This window comes from Rhodococcus sp. 05-2255-3B1 (assembly GCF_002258545.1).
Lineage (GTDB): Bacteria > Actinomycetota > Actinomycetes > Mycobacteriales > Mycobacteriaceae > Rhodococcoides.
Map to the genome: position 1 here is coordinate 14530 of NZ_NOZC01000005.1, position 14530 is coordinate 29059.

A 14530-nucleotide genomic window follows, 5' to 3' on the forward strand; every position below is an offset into this window, starting at 1 on the left:
AGGGTCGGTGTCAGGCTCGTTCCGCCCACGGGTCCGCGCGTCGCCACAGGGTCGGCAATTCGAGGTCGATGTCGTCTCTCCGCGCGCAGGCGTTCAGCACATCGACGGAGGCAGACATGTCGTCGAAGACGTACGCGAGCGCTTGCAGTGGTTCGTCCAGGGACCGAAAGAAGTTGTCCCAGTGCGTCAACACCACGCGTCGGGCACCGACGGCCACGACCGTCTCCTGCCAGTACTGCTCGATGAACACGCGCGGCCGTCGACCGAGTTGCCCTATCGAGAGGTAGACCACGTCGGCACGGCGGCCTTCGAGCATGCCGGAACGAAAACCGGCGCTGCTGTGCACCAGTGCCGTACGGCCGCTGGGAACGTGTTCGATGTGCATCGACCATGCCTCCCCGCATCGGTACTCGCGCACCCGAGCCGGCTGGGTCAGTGGCCGCTCGATCCTGCCGTGCGCCCGATCCGGATACGAGTGAACCGATTCGACGAACGAGACGGCGAAGTTGCCCTGCACCGTTGTCTCGTCGTTCGCGACCACGACGATCCGGTCGTCCGGGAGCCCGGAACCCTGCCCGATGAACCCGGTCGAGGAACCGCCGACCAGAACTGCATCGGTACGCAGCGCTACCGCCGCCGAGTCGAGTGCGTGATCGTAGTGCGAGTGGGCACACAGCACCGCGTCGAGCGTGGTGATCCCCGCTCTGCGCAGGGCTGCATCGATGCGCCCCATGTCCGACCGCAGCGGTCGTACGAGGGTTTTCGGAAGCGACGGTCGCGAGAAGAAGCCGTCGGTGAGGATCGCCGATCGGCCGTCGTCGAAGAGCACGGTGCTGACACCGAGAAACGACACTGTCACCGGCGAATGGGGACCCGCCGACTCAGTGGTGGCGATCTCCGCCGGACCCGGCAGCGCGGGACGACCGATTCTGAGGGCCACCGTCACGCCTGCGCGGCGATCGCGCGTCCCGCCTGACGGCCGCCGAAGATGCACCCACCGAGGAAGGTTCCCTCCAGTGAGCGATACCCGTGCACACCGCCGCCGCCGAATCCTGCGATCTCACCGGCCGCCCACAGCCCGTCGATCGCGTGTCCGTCGCCATCGAGAACCCGGCCCTGCAGGTCGGTTTGGATGCCGCCCAACGTTTTCCGCGTGATGATATTCAGACGCACGGCAATCAACGGACCCGACTTGGGATCGAGAATCTTGTGCGGCGAGGCGGTACGCGCGATGCGTTCTCCGCGCGAACGACGCGAGTTGTGGATTGCGGAGATTTGCAGGTCCTTGGTGAACGGGTTGTCGACCTCACGGTCGCGGGCCTCGATCTGCCGCTTCAGATCGACGAAGTCGATCAGATTTTCGCCGGAGATCCTGTTCATGCCCTGGACGAGTTCGGCGAGGGTGTCGGCGACGACGAAATCCTCTCCGTTCTTCTTGAACGCCTCGACCGGTCCGCTGGCACCGGGCAGCACTCGACCGAGGACGAGCTTGAGGTTCTTTCCGGTGATGTCCGGATTCTGCTCCGATCCCGAGAGCGCGAACTCCTTCTCGATGATCTTCTGCGTCAGAACGAACCAGGAGTAGTCGAATCCACTGTCCTGGATGGCTTTCAACGTTCCGAGGGTATCGAAACCGGGAAAATTGGGCACCGGGAACCGTCGACCACGCGCGTCGAACCACATGGACGACGGGCCGGGAATGATTCTGATTCCGTGATTCTTCCAGATCGGATTCCAGTTCTTGATGCCCTCGGTGTAATGCCACATGCGGTCCTTGTTGACCAGACGTCCACCGACTTTTTCGGTGATGCCGAGCATGCGGCCGTCGACGTGTTCGGGGACTCCGGAGATCAGAGACTTCGGAGCCGTTCCCAACCGTGCCGGCCAGTTCTCCCGCACCATGTCGTGGTTGGCTCCGATGCCGCCCGCGGTGACGAGCACGGCTCCGGCACGCAGCTCGAACTCGCCCACCTCGACGCGGGTACTACCCGAACCTCGTTCCGCGGCACTGGGTTCGAGAACTACGCCGCGAACTCCCTCAACTGTGCCTGCACTGACGATGAACTCGTCGACGCGGTGACGAAAACCGAAGCGCACCAATCCCTTGTCGGCGGCCTCCCGCACGCGCCGCTCGAACGGTGCGACAACCCCGGGCCCGGTACCCCAGGTCAGGTGGAACCGCGGAACCGAATTCCCGTGTCCCTCGGCGAGGTAGCCACCACGTTCGGCCCACCCGACTATGGGTACCCACCGCACGCCCTGCGCGTGCAGCCAGGAGCGCTTCTCCCCGGCCGCGAAGTCGAGGTACGCGCGCGCCCACTGGTGTCCCCAGTAGTCCTCGCCGGCCGGATCGTCGACGCCGCGATCGAAGGTAGCGGTGCCGAGCCAGTCCTGCCACGCAAGCTCCGCGGAATCCTTGATACCCATGCGTCGCTGCTCCGGGGTGTCGACCATGAACAGACCGCCCAGGGACCAGAACGCTTGACCGCCCAGGTTCTGCTCGGGCTCCTGGTCGAGGAGGAGCACCCGTTTTCCGGCGTCGGCCAGTTCGGCGGTCGCCACCAGTCCGGCCAAGCCTGCACCCACCACGATCACGTCTGCGTCCATTGCCCCACTCTTCTGCTCGACCCGACTGTCTCCCTCGACTGTGCTGTCGTGGGTGCCGGAACTCAAGGAAATCGGCTTCGTTGACAATACGGTTCATCAGCCACCGACAAATATGAGACGATGCCGCGATGTACCGAGCCCGGGCCGCGGTGGTCGCCGAGATCGAAGCGGAACTGGTGGCTGTGGTGGCGTCGGCAGTGCAGGCCGTGCGGGATGCAATTCCGGTCTACCGCACCCTGGACGGTCCGCAGTCGGCCGATGTCGAGGCGATCGCCTACTGGTCGCTGCGTCGCCTGATGACGCTGTGGGCAGGCGGCGATCCGGCTCTCGACGGACGTGATCACAGTCGATTTCGCGCGATCGGTGCGGCTCGCGCCGCCGACGGCCGACCGTTGGCCGACGTGCTCAGAGCCTATCGAGTTGCATCGAGCGTGTTCGTTCGGCACGTGGCGACCGAGTACCTCGATGCGCTCGACCCACCGGACATCGCCGATCTCAGCCTGGGCGTGCTCGACGCCATCGACGCGATATCCGAGGAGATCATCGGCGCGTACATCGTTGCGCGCGAACAACTCACATCCAATCGGGCGCAGGCTCACGCCCTCTTGCTCGACGACCTGCTGGCGAACAGACACAACTCGCCCGGAGCGGTGGCCGATCGCGCCCGCGAACTCGACCTCGAACTGTCCGGTCACCCGAATCTACTGGTGGTGGAAATGACAAGCGCGGGCAGAGCACTGACCGATGACACCATCGAATCTCTGGTTCTCGCACTGGGACTCGCGCCGCCCGATCGCACCGCGCCGTCGACGACGCGCAGTCACCTGTGCACCCGACGCGAGCAGCGGGCGATCCTGCTGCTGCCGTCCTCGATCGGTCGAGACCGTGCCGACGGCGCGTCCCGAGCGACCGGTGTGCGTGGATGCCTCGTGGAGCTGTCGACCATTGCCGGTGTCAGCGGCGCGTGGAGGCTCGCTTCCGATGCTCTGGACACGGCACCGGAGCATGCGTTCGACGATCGTGCCGTGCTCGACACCGGCGACGGGCAGCTGCTGGCACTGTTGACCGCGCGGCCCACCGCGGACACGAGCGAGGTGGTGCGCACCGTACTCGGCTCGCTCATCGAGGCCGCGAATGCGCATATCCTCGAGGGCCTTTCGGCCTTCATCGCCACCGGCACCGCCACGGCCGCAGCGGCACAGTTGCATGTGCATCCGCAAACGCTGCGTTATCGACTGCGCCGAGCCCAGGAACTGACCGGCCGAGATCCGCGATCGGCGTGGCATCGGCTGGCGCTCGACACCGCGATTCAACTGCGGCAACTCGGTTGATCCGGCTCGGCGGCCATCGCTGCGGTGCGCGACGGGCTACGACGGGAAGCTGTCCGGCCATACCTCGACAACAGTCTCTTCCATCGGAACGAGACAGTGATCGAGCGCTTTCAGTTGATGTTCCACGACTCGACAGCATCGAGTCGCCGGCCGTCGGAATCGTACGTGTAGAAACCCTCTCCGTCCCCGAGGCCTGTCTTTCCCGCGTCTATGCCCTTTTGAAGCATATCGGCGAATTTCACTTGATCCTCGCCACCGCTTGCGCGCGCGATGTGTGCTGCGACGTTGAAGCCGACCGTGTCGTATATCTGGAACGGGCCGGCGGGCGCCCCGGTGGCTATTCGCCACACATTGTCGATGTCGGCAGGATTGGCAACACCGCCGACGTAGAGGTTGGCTCCTGCTTGCAGCAGCGGAATCAACAGACTGTTCAACACGTATCCCGGTACTTCCTTTCGGACCGGAACGGGAACGAGACCGATCTCGGAAGCGAAGTTCAGTACGGTGTCGAAGTGAGCGGGATCTGTTGCAGCAGTTGCCATCACCTCACCTGTGTTGTACCGCCACACGAGATTGGCGAAGTGCAGTGCGAGAAATTTCTCCGGCCGCCCGGTGGCCTCCGCAAAGCTGCTGGGCAGTAGCGACGACGAGTTGGTCACGAAGATAGTTCTCGGCGGGGCGGACGCGCCGATATCCGACCAGACACGTTTCTTCAGCTCGAGATCCTCCGGAACCGCTTCGATCACCAGGTCGGCGTCCGAAACGGCTTCCGCGACGCTGGTGGTGGTCGTGATGGATTCGATGGCCTCGTCGAAACGTGCCTCGTCGAAGGTCTTCAGGTCGCGCTTGTAGTATCCGCGCATCCATCCCCAGCGATCCGGCAGTTTGGCCAACAATTCGTCTGAAATATCGTATCCCACAACGGTTTTCCCATGGTACGCCGCCTGCATCATGATCTGCGAACCGAGCACTCCAGTTCCGAATACGGTCACTTTCTCAACATCGGCCATGGACGACACACTTCCCATTCATCGAGTCACTGGTTTCCCGCTCTACAAGTTCTACCGCTGACCATGGAACCACCGTCTCGGCATCGAACAGCGGATCGACTCGCTGAACGAGCGGTCGACTGTCCCGAGGACCTGTCACCCGGGCAACGAAATCGAGCGCGCTCCCATGACAACCGCCATGGCCAACTGCCCGGCGGTGTCACCGATACTGTCGGTTGCATCTGCATTCGGAGGCCCTTCGCCGCCGTCCGTGCTGGATTTTCGATGCGTGGTGCCGTCGGTGGCAATTTCCTCTCCATCGGATCGTCGGCTGACGCATACTCGATCGATGGCTGTCGATCCCCGCGGAAGAGACCTCAGGCGCTATCTGGAAGAAGACCCCGGTGGGCCTGTGGTGATGCTCAAACTGCTGCGGTTCGCCGACGGTGGCCGCGATTCGTACGCAGAGTATGCGAAAGCACTGGACGAGACGTTCCTCCCGCGCTACGGCGCGACGGTGCTGTATGCGGGCGACGGCTCGACGGCATTGGTAGCCGACGACGGTCAGGCCTGGGATGCGGTTCTGCTGGTGCAGTACCCCTCGCGCAAGGCGTTCAGCGACATGGTGGCCGATCCCGATTACCAGGCGGTGACGGCACTGCGGACCGGCGCGTTGAAGGAGGCGGTTCTACAGGCCACCGTTCCGTGGTCGTGAATTCGTGGCTCGCTGACCGAGTTGCTCGGTACTCGGCAGGGGCGAGACAGCGATCTACTCACTCTGTCGGGAGCAACCGACTACGGAACAGGTCGAGCACCTGATCCAACGCCTGCCGTGTCGGCTCCCCCGGAGCATCGATCAGTCCTTCGGTGACGACCGAATGCGGCGGTCCGAATGCTTCCGGGTTGAAGGCGGAGTCGGGCAGTTCCACCGAGACGAACGCGTCGCCGAGCTGCTCGCGCAACCATTGGAATCGCGCGGGCGGGCACATCTTGTCGCCTTCGAAACGCATCCCCAGGACCGTGAGCTCGCCTGCTGCACAACGACTCTTCACCTTGTCGAGGTCGCCGGGGGTGATGTCGATGGACCTACCGCGAGACTTCGATGCCGCGAACGGAAGTGAGGGCTGCGAGAGCACCGGTGCGATCAGTCGATCGTCCGCTGCCATCGCAAGAGCGAATCCGCCGGTGAAGCACATTCCGATGGCACCGACGCCCGGTCCGCCGCAGCGCTCGTGCTCCTGCGCTGCCAGAGCGCGCAACCACACCACGATGCGCGACGATCTGCCGGTGGCCAGGATGGTGAATTCGCGGCTGATGCATGCCGGCACCATGGCGCGGGACATGGTGGCCACGGTGCCGAGCGGTCCCAGCGGGGCGGCCAGCGGATCCTTGCCGTCGACTCCGAACAGGTGCGGAACAACGGCCGTACAGCCGATTCCGGCAACGGTTCTCGCGAAGTCCGCGACCCTCGGAGTGATGCCCGGCATTTCCGACATCACGATCACGGCCGGTCCGGTTCCGATGCGATATACCGGCGCGGTCCGCCCGTCCGCGGTGAACTCGGTTCGCTCGAAGTCGGCCAGCGTGTCATCGGTCATGGGAGTTCGCCCTTCTGTCGGATATCCACCGCGCCCAGCCGACGCATGCCGTCCAAGCTAGCCGTGCTTCACGAAATACGTCACCCCGACCGAGGGTGTACGACAGGCGGCGACCGATACCGACGCGCTGACCGGATGATCACCAGGAATCCGAGTCCGCGATGATCGTCACGCCCAGCACGACGAACAGCGTTGCGCCGGCGGCCACTCCGGCCAGACTCGCCGCAGGCGCGCCCGCACGACGTCCGATCACACTTGCCGCGACGTCGAGAACATCGATCGCGATCCCGGCCTCCACGGCTGCTCTGCGAACGTCTGCGGATGGGTGGTGCAGTGCCATTCCCAGCGCGAGATCGCGAACTCCGAACAGACGCGTCGCCACCCCCGCACTTCCGGCTTGACGCATGGGTCCGAGACCGAAGGCACGCCACGAGTGCGCTGGACTCACCCACGAGACCACTCCGGCGGTCGATCGCAGAACCGACAGTGCGAGCAATGGAGTCGAACGTGTACGCATGACGTCTCCCTTGAGTTGTAGTGGTCACTACAACTCAAGCTACCTGTAGCGGCCACTACAATCAAGGAGTGGTCAAGAGACATTCACGCGAGGAGATGCTGTCCGTGGCACTGGAGGCCGCCCTGGAAGGGGGCCTGAGCCGCTTGACCTTCGGCAGACTCGCAGCGCGCTTGAAGATCAGCGATCGCACGGTCGTCTACTACTTCCCGACGAAGGACGACCTCGTCACGTCTGTGCTGTCGGTAGTCGGAGATCGATTGCAAACCGTGTTGGCCGCGGCGTTCTCGACGCCGATGAGGGATCACCGCGCGCTGGTCGCGACGGCGTGGCCGGTTGTGGCACAGCCTGAGTACGATCCGCTGTTCGGTCTGTACTTCGAGGCGATCGGACAAGCAACAGCAGGACTCGAGCCCTACAGATCTGTGGCCTCGCACTTGGTCGAGGGCTGGATCGAATGGCTCGGGGGCTTCGTGGTCGGCGACGCGCACCATCGACGAACGGAAGCGGCAGCTGCCGTGGCGATGCTCGACGGCCTTCTGCTCATGCGTCTTCTGGGAAGCAGTGACCTCGCCGATACTGCATCGACCTCATTGCTCGATCACCGACGAATCCGCTGAGGGGCAAACGGATTCAGGACGCCACCGGTTCCGAGATCGGCGTCTGGAAGGACCACAGGTGACCCTCGAGATCACGAACGCCGTACTCCCTGACGCCGTAGGGCATGTCGGTGGGCGCGTAGTCGATTGCTGCGCCGGTTGCGGACACCCGTCCATGATGGGTGTCCACGTCGTCGATCAGGACAGCGAGCGAGGCGGTGACCATGCCGTTGGTCAGGGGCGACACCATCCGATGTTCAGGAGCCTCGCGGTGCAACCAGACAACACCGTCACCGGCGTGAACCTCGCCGTGGACTGCTCGGTCGCCGTCGTATTCGATCGGTCCCGGTGCGAGTCCCAGCACGTCGACGAGGTAGGAATGGGCTGCCGCGATGTCTCGATAGACGAGCAAAGTGGTACGCCTGGTCACCGCCGGCTCGTCGGTCGACAGGCCCGACAGCAGGTCCAACAGGGCGTCGTCTCCCGGCTGAGCGCCCTGCAGAAGCCGGTCCTCGACTGCCCGAACCCGTTCGCGCACCCGGGCTAGCTGTGTCATCCGGTGGTCCAGGTCGGTCAGATGCTGCCGCGTCAGGTGCTGGAGGTCCATCGCTTCCGGATCGACATCGGCAAGCGGTGTACCCAATTCTCGGAGCAACCGAATTCGGTACAGCCGATCGAGGTCTCCCCCGCCGTACCGACGCCTGCCCCCGCCGTCTCGGTCGGGGGCGAGCAAACCCAGTTCCTCGTAGTACCGCAACGTACGTTCGGTGACGCCGGTTCGACGCGCGACGTCACCGATTCCCCAGGTGATCGGACCGTTGTTGTTCATGAATCAGACGGTAGAACCTCACGTCACGTCAGGAGCAAGCTCGACCGAAGTCGGTTCAGACATCTTCGAGTCGAATTCCCTTGGTTTCCTTCATGAAGAAGCACGCGACACCGGTCATCGCGGCCAGGAACATGATGTACACGCCGAACACCCAGCCCAGATCGAGGCCGAGGAAGAGTTGGTTGAGATAGGGCGCAGTTCCGCCGAATACCGCCACCGAGAACGAATAGGCGAATCCGATTGCCTGCGTGCGGAGTCGGGTGGGAAAGCTCTCCGACAGTGTCGACGACAGGATCGAAGCCGGAACGGCGATGACGAGCAGTGCAACCGTCGACGGGAGCAGCAACGTCCACCACTGCGTCGAGATCATCATCGTCAGCGGGATCTGCAGAACGAACATCAGCACGGCGAAGGCGGCCAGCATCGGCCGACGACCGATCGAATCCGAGAGACGACCGAAGAACGGCAGCGACACCAACGCGATCAACTGAGCGATGACCAGCATCCAGTACGCGGTGTCGGGGTTCATCCCACGCTGCGTGATGGCGAACGTCGAGACGTAGGAGGTCCAGGTGTAGTGCGCCGCCGTGATTCCCGACGTCATTCCGATCATCAACACGATCGCCTTCACGACGGTCTTGCGTGCGATCGGGGCCTGCTTCACCTTGTTCTGTTCCGAATCGAAGACGTCGCTCTCGTCCATGTTCTTGCGCAGGTACAGAGCGAACAGCGCCAGGAGTGCACCCAGCAGGAACGGGATGCGCCAACCCCATTGACCGACAGCAGATTCGGACAGGGTCGAGGTGATGACGCCACCGACCGTGTATGCCAGTGCCGAGCCACCGAAGATCGCGACGAACGCGACGCTTCCCCACATGCCTCGACGGTTCGGTGGCGCGATCTCGCCGACGTAGGAGTAGGCCGTCGCCGACTCGCCGCCGTGCGCGAAACCCTGCATGACGCGGGCGAGCAGCAGCAGTACCGATGCCCAGGCCCCGATCGCTCCGTAGGTGGGCATGATGCCGATCAGCAGGCTTCCGGCGGCCATCATCAGCATGGTGGTGACGAGAACGAACTTGCGCCCCTTCTTGTCTGCGATCCGGCCGAACACGATGCCGCCGAGCGGCCGCATCAGGAATCCGACGGCGAACACCGCCAACGTCGACAGCAGGGCCGAGACCGGATCGCTCTGGCTGAACATCGCCGCGGCGATGAACGGCGCGAACACTGCGTAGGCGCTCCACTCGTACCATTCGAGTACGTTGCCGATCGTGCTGGCGAACAACGACTTCTTCCGCGAGGAGATGTCCGGTGTCGAGCGGGTGTCGCGGGGTGATCCGACGGTCATGGGGTGCCACTTTCGCTCGAGTGAGTCTGTGCTGAAACAGGTTTGAGTGCTGCGCGACGAATCTTCCCGGTCTGCGTCTTGGGCAGCTCGTCGATGATGTGGATTTCTTTCGGACGTTTGTAGGCAGCTAGCCGATCGCGCGCGAAGGCCATCAGCTCGTCCGTGGTCACGGCCGGACCACTGCGGACCGACACGTACGCGACCACCGATTCCCCTTGATAGGTGTCGGGACGACCGACCACGGCTGCCTCGAACACCATCGGGTGTTCGTAGAGGGCGTCCTCGACTTCTCGGGGCCAGACCTTGTATCCGGAGACGTTGATCTGGTCCTTGAGTCGGTCGACGAGATAGACCCAGCCCTGTTCGTCGACGATCGCTACGTCCCCGGTGTGCAGGCGACCTTCGGGCATCGTCGACGCCGACGCCTCCGGGTTCTGCCAGTACCCCGAGACCACCTGCGGCCCGGACACTTCCAACTCGCCGGCTACTCCCGTTTCGGTGGGTAGCCCGGTGGGATCGAGTGTGCGCAACCGCACGCGAGGGAGGGGCAGTCCGACGGACAACGATCCACTCGACGCGTCCACCGGTGCCCGGAGTCCTGGCGGTACCGCGATCACGCCTGCGGTGGTCTCGGTCATTCCGTACGCGTTGTGGATGTAGCACCCGAACTTCGCCTCGAACGCGGAGACGGTGGCCGGCGGAATGGGTGCGCCGCCGGAGTACAGCGCCTTGACGGAGGCGAAATGTCTGCGGTCCGCGCCGGGGCTCTCGGAGATCGCGTTGAACACGGTGATGGATCCGATGGTGTAGGTGACTCGATGCTCGACGAAAGCGTCCAGTGTGACGCCTGCGTGGAAGCGGTGAGCGAACACGAGCACGCAGTCGCGCACCAGAGCCACAGCAGCATCGAGCATGGCCCCGGTGATGTGGAACAGGGGCGCGACGGCGAAGACGACGTCGCCGTCCTCCGTACCCGCACGCTCACCGAAGTCCGAGGCCGTCGCGAACGCGTTGGCGTGCGAGATCCGGGCCCCCTTGGGCGGCCCCGTGGTTCCGGAGGTGTATGCCAACAGCGCAAGATCGTCCGGCTGCGGTGCGGTGTCCTCCGGCATTCGACCGCGGTAGGCCTCGACGAGGCCGAGCATGTCGTTCTCGGGTGTGGGCGTGACCCGCGTCGTCGCGGCGAACACTCGCGGATCGTTGCGAGTCTGCAGATCCAGTCCGCTGGTGCTCACGAAGAACCGAATCGTACTGCCTTGCAACGAGGTTTCGAGCTAGCCGAGATCCGACTCGTCGCACACGAGCGCTACGGGCTCCGCGTCGTCGAGCAGGTGTCGCAGTTCTCGGTTGCGGTACATCGGATTCAGGATCAGAGCTACGGCACCGATCTTCCACAGCGCCAAGAACGTCAGTGCGTAGTGCGGAACGTTCTGCAGGTAGATGCCGACGCGGTCACCGGGATTCACTCCGCGGTCCGCGAACGCGGCAGCGAGAGCGTCGGAGGCCTCGTCGACCTCGCGGGCGGTGAGAACGGCATCGAAGTACGCCAATGCAGGCCGGTCGGGCGACCGGAACACCCGGGCGCGCCAGGCATCGAGGATGGTGAGGGGCATCGAGGACTCTTTCCATCGAACGTTGGCCTGACCGAGATCGACCGACCGAACACTCGCTCGGTCGATACTCGGTAGTGTTACGGATCACAACAGAAGTGTCAACCGGGTGCTTCCGGGACCACACCCGCCGCCCGGCCATCTACGGTGGGCGCATGACCGCGACATCCACCTGGCGAACGTACGAGGGCTCGAACCTCTCCCCTGCCTTGTCGTCGGCGTTGAAGACGTTCGTGGAACAGGGCTACCACGGAACATCGGTGCGGCAGATCGCAGCAGAAGCCGGACTGTCGGTTCCCGGGCTCTACCACCACTTTCCGTCGAAGCAGGCTCTTCTGGTGGGCATCATGGACGCGGCGATGGACGAGCTGTTGGAGCGAACTCGATCGGCAGAGGCCGGTGCCGGTACGTCGCCGAGTGACCGTTTCGACGCCGTCGTCGAATCGCTACTGCTGTTCCACATTCACAGGCGCGACGCCGCATTCGTGTGCTCGACGGAAATCCGCAGCCTGGATCCCGGGAACCGCTCCGCCTACATTGCCAAACGGGACGAGGAGCAACGACTGCTCGACGCGATCGTCGCCGCCGGTGTCGATGCGGGCCTGTTCGACACACCGCACCCGAGGGACGCCAGTCGAGCCGTGACGACGATGTGTGTCGGCGTAGCGACGTGGTATCGACCGGACGGGCCGTCGACTCCGAGCGAGCTGGTGGCGGTCTATCTCGACATCGCCCGTCGCACGGTGGGTGCCACGACCGGCGGGCACCGATAGCTACCCGGGGATCCTTGACCCGACCGACCGATTGTGCCAATCTTCCAGTGACCGAGCGAGTGTTCGGTCGGTATCGGAATGGGAGCGCATCGTGGCCATCGATCTGACGTACGACCCCGACATCGAGAAGCTGATCGATCGGACACGCACGTTCACCCGCAATCATGTGCTTCCCATCGAAGACCGATTCCTGGGCAACGTCGCCGACGCCGGAGGTGACGATCTACGCATCGAGATGCAGGCGGCCGCCAAGGACGCAGGCGTGTTCGCGCCGCACGCGCCGGTCGAGTACGGCGGCCACGGGCTGTCGATGAGCGACCGGGCACCGGTGTTCGAGGAAGCCGGATACTCGCTGTTCGGTCCGATCGCCCTCAACCTCGGAGCCCCCGACGAAGGCAACGTGCACATGCTCGCTCACATCGCGTCGGCAGCGCAGAAAGAGCAGTTTCTCGCTCCGCTCGCGCGCGGCGACGTGCGGTCGGCTTTCGCGATGACCGAACCCGCGCCGGGTGCCGGTTCCGATCCCGCGGCACTCACCACCGCCGCCGAGCGAGTCGAGGGTGGCTGGAAGATCAACGGGCACAAGTGGTTCATCACCGGAGCCGACGGCGCAGGCTTCTTCATCATCATGGCCCGCACCTCGGGCGCGCCCGGCGATCGCGGCGGGGCCACGATGTTCCTGGCACCCGCCGACACCGCGGGAATCAGGGTCGGCCGACACATCGGTACTTTGGACAAAGCGATGATCGGCGGTCACTGCGAGGTGTTCTTCGAGAACGCGTTCGTGCCCGACGAGAACGTGCTCGGTGCCGTCGACGAGGGATTCGCGTACGCCCAGGTTCGATTGGGCCCTGCCCGGATGACGCACGTGATGCGCTGGCTCGGAGCCTCCCGCCGTGCGCACGACATCGCCGTCGCGCAGGTTGCCCGGCGCGAGGGATTCGGCGGAAAGCTCGGAGACCTCGGCATGGTGCAGAAGATGGTCGCGGACAACGAGATCGACATCGCGGCCACCAGGGCGCTGCTGACGGTGGCGTGCTTCGAGTTGGATCGAGGTGGGCACGCGGCCAACGAGACGTCGATCGCGAAGACGTTCGCTGCCGAGGCCATCTTCCGTATCGTCGACCGCAGTATCCAGATGTGCGGCGGTCTCGGGGTTTCCGACGATCTTCCGTTGGCCAGGCTCTCCCGCGAAGTACGCCCGTTCCGGGTCTACGACGGCCCGTCCGAGGTACACCGGTGGGCCATCGCCAAGCGGACGATCGGTGCTGCCAAGCGCGCAGCGCGGGAGGCACAGGCGTGAGCGAACTGCCCGGTATGAATCTCGTTGCGCTGGAGAGGTTTCTTCGAGAACACGGAATCGACGTCGACGGCGCATTGTCGGTCGAGATGATCAGCGGCGGTCGGTCCAATCTCACCTACCGGGCGTACGACGACACCTCGACCTGGGTCGTCCGTCGACCTCCAACCAGTGGGCTGACGCCCTCCGCGCACGACATGGCCCGGGAATGGGCCGTCACCGAGGCGCTGGCGGGCACCGATGTACCGGTCGCTCGAACCGTCGCGTTCGACCGAGACGGTTCCACGTTGGGTGCGCCCATGACCGTCGTGGAGTTCGTCCCCGGCCGAGTGGTCCGCACGCGGGAAGATCTCGACGATCTGACGGACGAGCAGGTCACTGCCAACGCCGCGGAGCTGGTTCGAGTTCTCGCGCGACTGCATGCGGTGGATCCGGACGCCGTCGGCCTGGGTACCTTCGGCCGACCCGACGGTTTCGTCGCGCGGCAGGTCGCCACGTGGGCTCGGCAGTGGGACCGAGTCAAGACTCGCGACCTGCCCGATGTCGACCGATTGCATCGCGCGCTCGAAGCGGCGGTACCGGCGGGATCTGCGTCGTCCATCGTGCACGGCGACTATCGTGTCGACAACACCATTCTCGACGCCGATGACGTCGGTTCCGTTGCTGCGGTGGTGGACTGGGAGATGTCGACGCTCGGTGATCCCCTGACCGACGTCGCACTGATGTGCATCTACCGCCAACCGGTCTTCGATGCGGTCCTCGGCGCAGACGCTGCATGGACGAGCGATCGATACCCGTCCGCGGCGGACCTCGCACAACACTACGCAGTGGAATCCGGTCGAGAACTTCATGATTGGGGCTTCTACCTCGCCCTGGCCAATTTCAAGCTCGGAGTGATCGGTGAGGGAATCACCCACCGCGCGCTGTCGGGCTCCGACACCGGGGCCGGTGCAGGCAATGCCGCGGAGGCCACCGGGGAGTTCATCGCGGCCGGGCTACGGGCACTCGCAGGAGCCACCGACTGACGCGAAA

Annotated in this window: 13 protein-coding genes and 1 pseudogene; 6 read left to right on the forward strand and 8 right to left on the reverse strand. The window is 64.5% G+C overall.

The window, feature by feature from the left end:
* Nucleotides 1-10: 10 nt before the first annotated feature.
* Nucleotides 11-940, reverse strand: a complete 930-nt coding sequence (locus CH249_RS04025) for an MBL fold metallo-hydrolase (RefSeq protein ID WP_094645492.1) — start codon at nucleotides 938-940, stop codon at nucleotides 11-13.
* Between the two features lie 2 nt (nucleotides 941-942).
* Nucleotides 943-2607, reverse strand: coding sequence for an FAD-binding dehydrogenase (locus tag CH249_RS04030; RefSeq protein ID WP_094683310.1), 1665 nt, complete (start codon nucleotides 2605-2607; stop codon nucleotides 943-945).
* Nucleotides 2608-2735: 128 nt separating this feature from the next.
* Here CH249_RS04030 and CH249_RS04035 point away from each other — a divergent pair, with 128 nt between their 5' ends.
* Nucleotides 2736-3938: a helix-turn-helix domain-containing protein gene (locus tag CH249_RS04035; RefSeq protein ID WP_094683309.1), complete on the forward strand. Its 1203-nt coding sequence runs from the start codon at nucleotides 2736-2738 to the stop codon at nucleotides 3936-3938.
* 110 nt (nucleotides 3939-4048) lie between these two features.
* On the opposite strand, the gene CH249_RS04040 is transcribed toward CH249_RS04035, so the two are convergent.
* Nucleotides 4049-4948, reverse strand: a complete 900-nt coding sequence (locus CH249_RS04040; protein WP_094658809.1) for a 3-hydroxyacyl-CoA dehydrogenase — start codon at nucleotides 4946-4948, stop codon at nucleotides 4049-4051.
* A gap of 328 nt (nucleotides 4949-5276) precedes the next feature.
* Between CH249_RS04040 and CH249_RS04045 the strand changes: the two genes are divergently transcribed.
* Nucleotides 5277-5642, forward strand: coding sequence for a DUF1330 domain-containing protein (locus tag CH249_RS04045; RefSeq protein ID WP_094683308.1), 366 nt, complete (start codon nucleotides 5277-5279; stop codon nucleotides 5640-5642).
* A 58-nt stretch (nucleotides 5643-5700) separates the two neighbouring features.
* Here the strand turns inward: CH249_RS04045 and CH249_RS04050 are convergent, their stop codons facing one another.
* Together CH249_RS04050 and CH249_RS04055 are read right to left on the reverse strand one after the other, a co-directional pair.
* Complete coding sequence (locus CH249_RS04050; protein ID WP_045196121.1) at nucleotides 5701-6525, reverse strand: dienelactone hydrolase family protein; 825 nt, start codon at nucleotides 6523-6525, stop codon at nucleotides 5701-5703.
* Nucleotides 6526-6664: 139 nt separating this feature from the next.
* Nucleotides 6665-7042, reverse strand: coding sequence for a hypothetical protein (locus CH249_RS04055; protein ID WP_045196123.1), 378 nt, complete (start codon nucleotides 7040-7042; stop codon nucleotides 6665-6667).
* 68 nt (nucleotides 7043-7110) lie between these two features.
* Here CH249_RS04055 and CH249_RS04060 point away from each other — a divergent pair, with 68 nt between their 5' ends.
* Nucleotides 7111-7659 (forward strand): TetR/AcrR family transcriptional regulator, encoded by a 549-nt coding sequence (locus CH249_RS04060; protein WP_143544360.1) that lies wholly within the window; start codon nucleotides 7111-7113, stop codon nucleotides 7657-7659.
* A 13-nt stretch (nucleotides 7660-7672) separates the two neighbouring features.
* Here CH249_RS04060 and CH249_RS04065 read toward each other — a convergent pair whose 3' ends face one another.
* The 3 genes and pseudogenes from CH249_RS04065 to CH249_RS04075 all read right to left on the reverse strand — a co-directional run bounded on the left by CH249_RS04065 (nucleotide 7673) and on the right by CH249_RS04075 (nucleotide 11428).
* Nucleotides 7673-8467, reverse strand: a complete 795-nt coding sequence (locus CH249_RS04065) for a MerR family transcriptional regulator (RefSeq protein WP_094631547.1) — start codon at nucleotides 8465-8467, stop codon at nucleotides 7673-7675.
* A 55-nt stretch (nucleotides 8468-8522) separates the two neighbouring features.
* Nucleotides 8523-9815: an MFS transporter gene (locus CH249_RS04070; RefSeq protein ID WP_045196129.1), complete on the reverse strand. Its 1293-nt coding sequence runs from the start codon at nucleotides 9813-9815 to the stop codon at nucleotides 8523-8525.
* Nucleotides 9812-11428: pseudogene (locus tag CH249_RS04075) on the reverse strand (class I adenylate-forming enzyme family protein). The gene CH249_RS04070 and the pseudogene CH249_RS04075 overlap by 4 nt, the downstream one beginning before the upstream one ends.
* A 152-nt stretch (nucleotides 11429-11580) precedes the next feature.
* On the opposite strand from CH249_RS04075, the gene CH249_RS04080 reads away from it, so the two are divergent.
* The 3 genes from CH249_RS04080 to CH249_RS04090 all read left to right on the forward strand — a co-directional run bounded on the left by CH249_RS04080 (nucleotide 11581) and on the right by CH249_RS04090 (nucleotide 14523).
* On the forward strand, nucleotides 11581-12198 hold the full coding sequence (locus CH249_RS04080; protein WP_032394273.1) for a TetR/AcrR family transcriptional regulator: 618 nt from the start codon (nucleotides 11581-11583) through the stop codon (nucleotides 12196-12198).
* 91 nt (nucleotides 12199-12289) lie between these two features.
* Nucleotides 12290-13501: an acyl-CoA dehydrogenase family protein gene (locus tag CH249_RS04085; protein ID WP_032394250.1), complete on the forward strand. Its 1212-nt coding sequence runs from the start codon at nucleotides 12290-12292 to the stop codon at nucleotides 13499-13501.
* On the forward strand, nucleotides 13498-14523 hold the full coding sequence (locus CH249_RS04090) for a phosphotransferase family protein (RefSeq protein WP_032394249.1): 1026 nt from the start codon (nucleotides 13498-13500) through the stop codon (nucleotides 14521-14523). Before CH249_RS04085 ends, CH249_RS04090 begins: the two co-directional genes overlap by 4 nt.
* Nucleotides 14524-14530: the final 7 nt, after the last annotated feature.

What these genes read in the sequence shown, in the direction of transcription:
- CH249_RS04030 (WP_094683310.1), bottom strand. Translation starts at nt 2,607, where the DNA reads ATGGACGCAGACGTGATCGTGGTGGGTGCAGGCTTGGCCGGACTGGTG.
- CH249_RS04035 (WP_094683309.1), top strand. Translation starts at nt 2,736, where the DNA reads ATGTACCGAGCCCGGGCCGCGGTGGTCGCCGAGATCGAAGCGGAACTG.
- CH249_RS04040 (WP_094658809.1), bottom strand. Translation starts at nt 4,948, where the DNA reads ATGGCCGATGTTGAGAAAGTGACCGTATTCGGAACTGGAGTGCTCGGT.
- CH249_RS04045 (WP_094683308.1), top strand. Translation starts at nt 5,277, where the DNA reads ATGGCTGTCGATCCCCGCGGAAGAGACCTCAGGCGCTATCTGGAAGAA.
- CH249_RS04050 (WP_045196121.1), bottom strand. Translation starts at nt 6,525, where the DNA reads ATGACCGATGACACGCTGGCCGACTTCGAGCGAACCGAGTTCACCGCG.
- CH249_RS04055 (WP_045196123.1), bottom strand. Translation starts at nt 7,042, where the DNA reads ATGCGTACACGTTCGACTCCATTGCTCGCACTGTCGGTTCTGCGATCG.
- CH249_RS04065 (WP_094631547.1), bottom strand. Translation starts at nt 8,467, where the DNA reads ATGAACAACAACGGTCCGATCACCTGGGGAATCGGTGACGTCGCGCGT.
- CH249_RS04070 (WP_045196129.1), bottom strand. Translation starts at nt 9,815, where the DNA reads ATGACCGTCGGATCACCCCGCGACACCCGCTCGACACCGGACATCTCC.
- CH249_RS04080 (WP_032394273.1), top strand. Translation starts at nt 11,581, where the DNA reads ATGACCGCGACATCCACCTGGCGAACGTACGAGGGCTCGAACCTCTCC.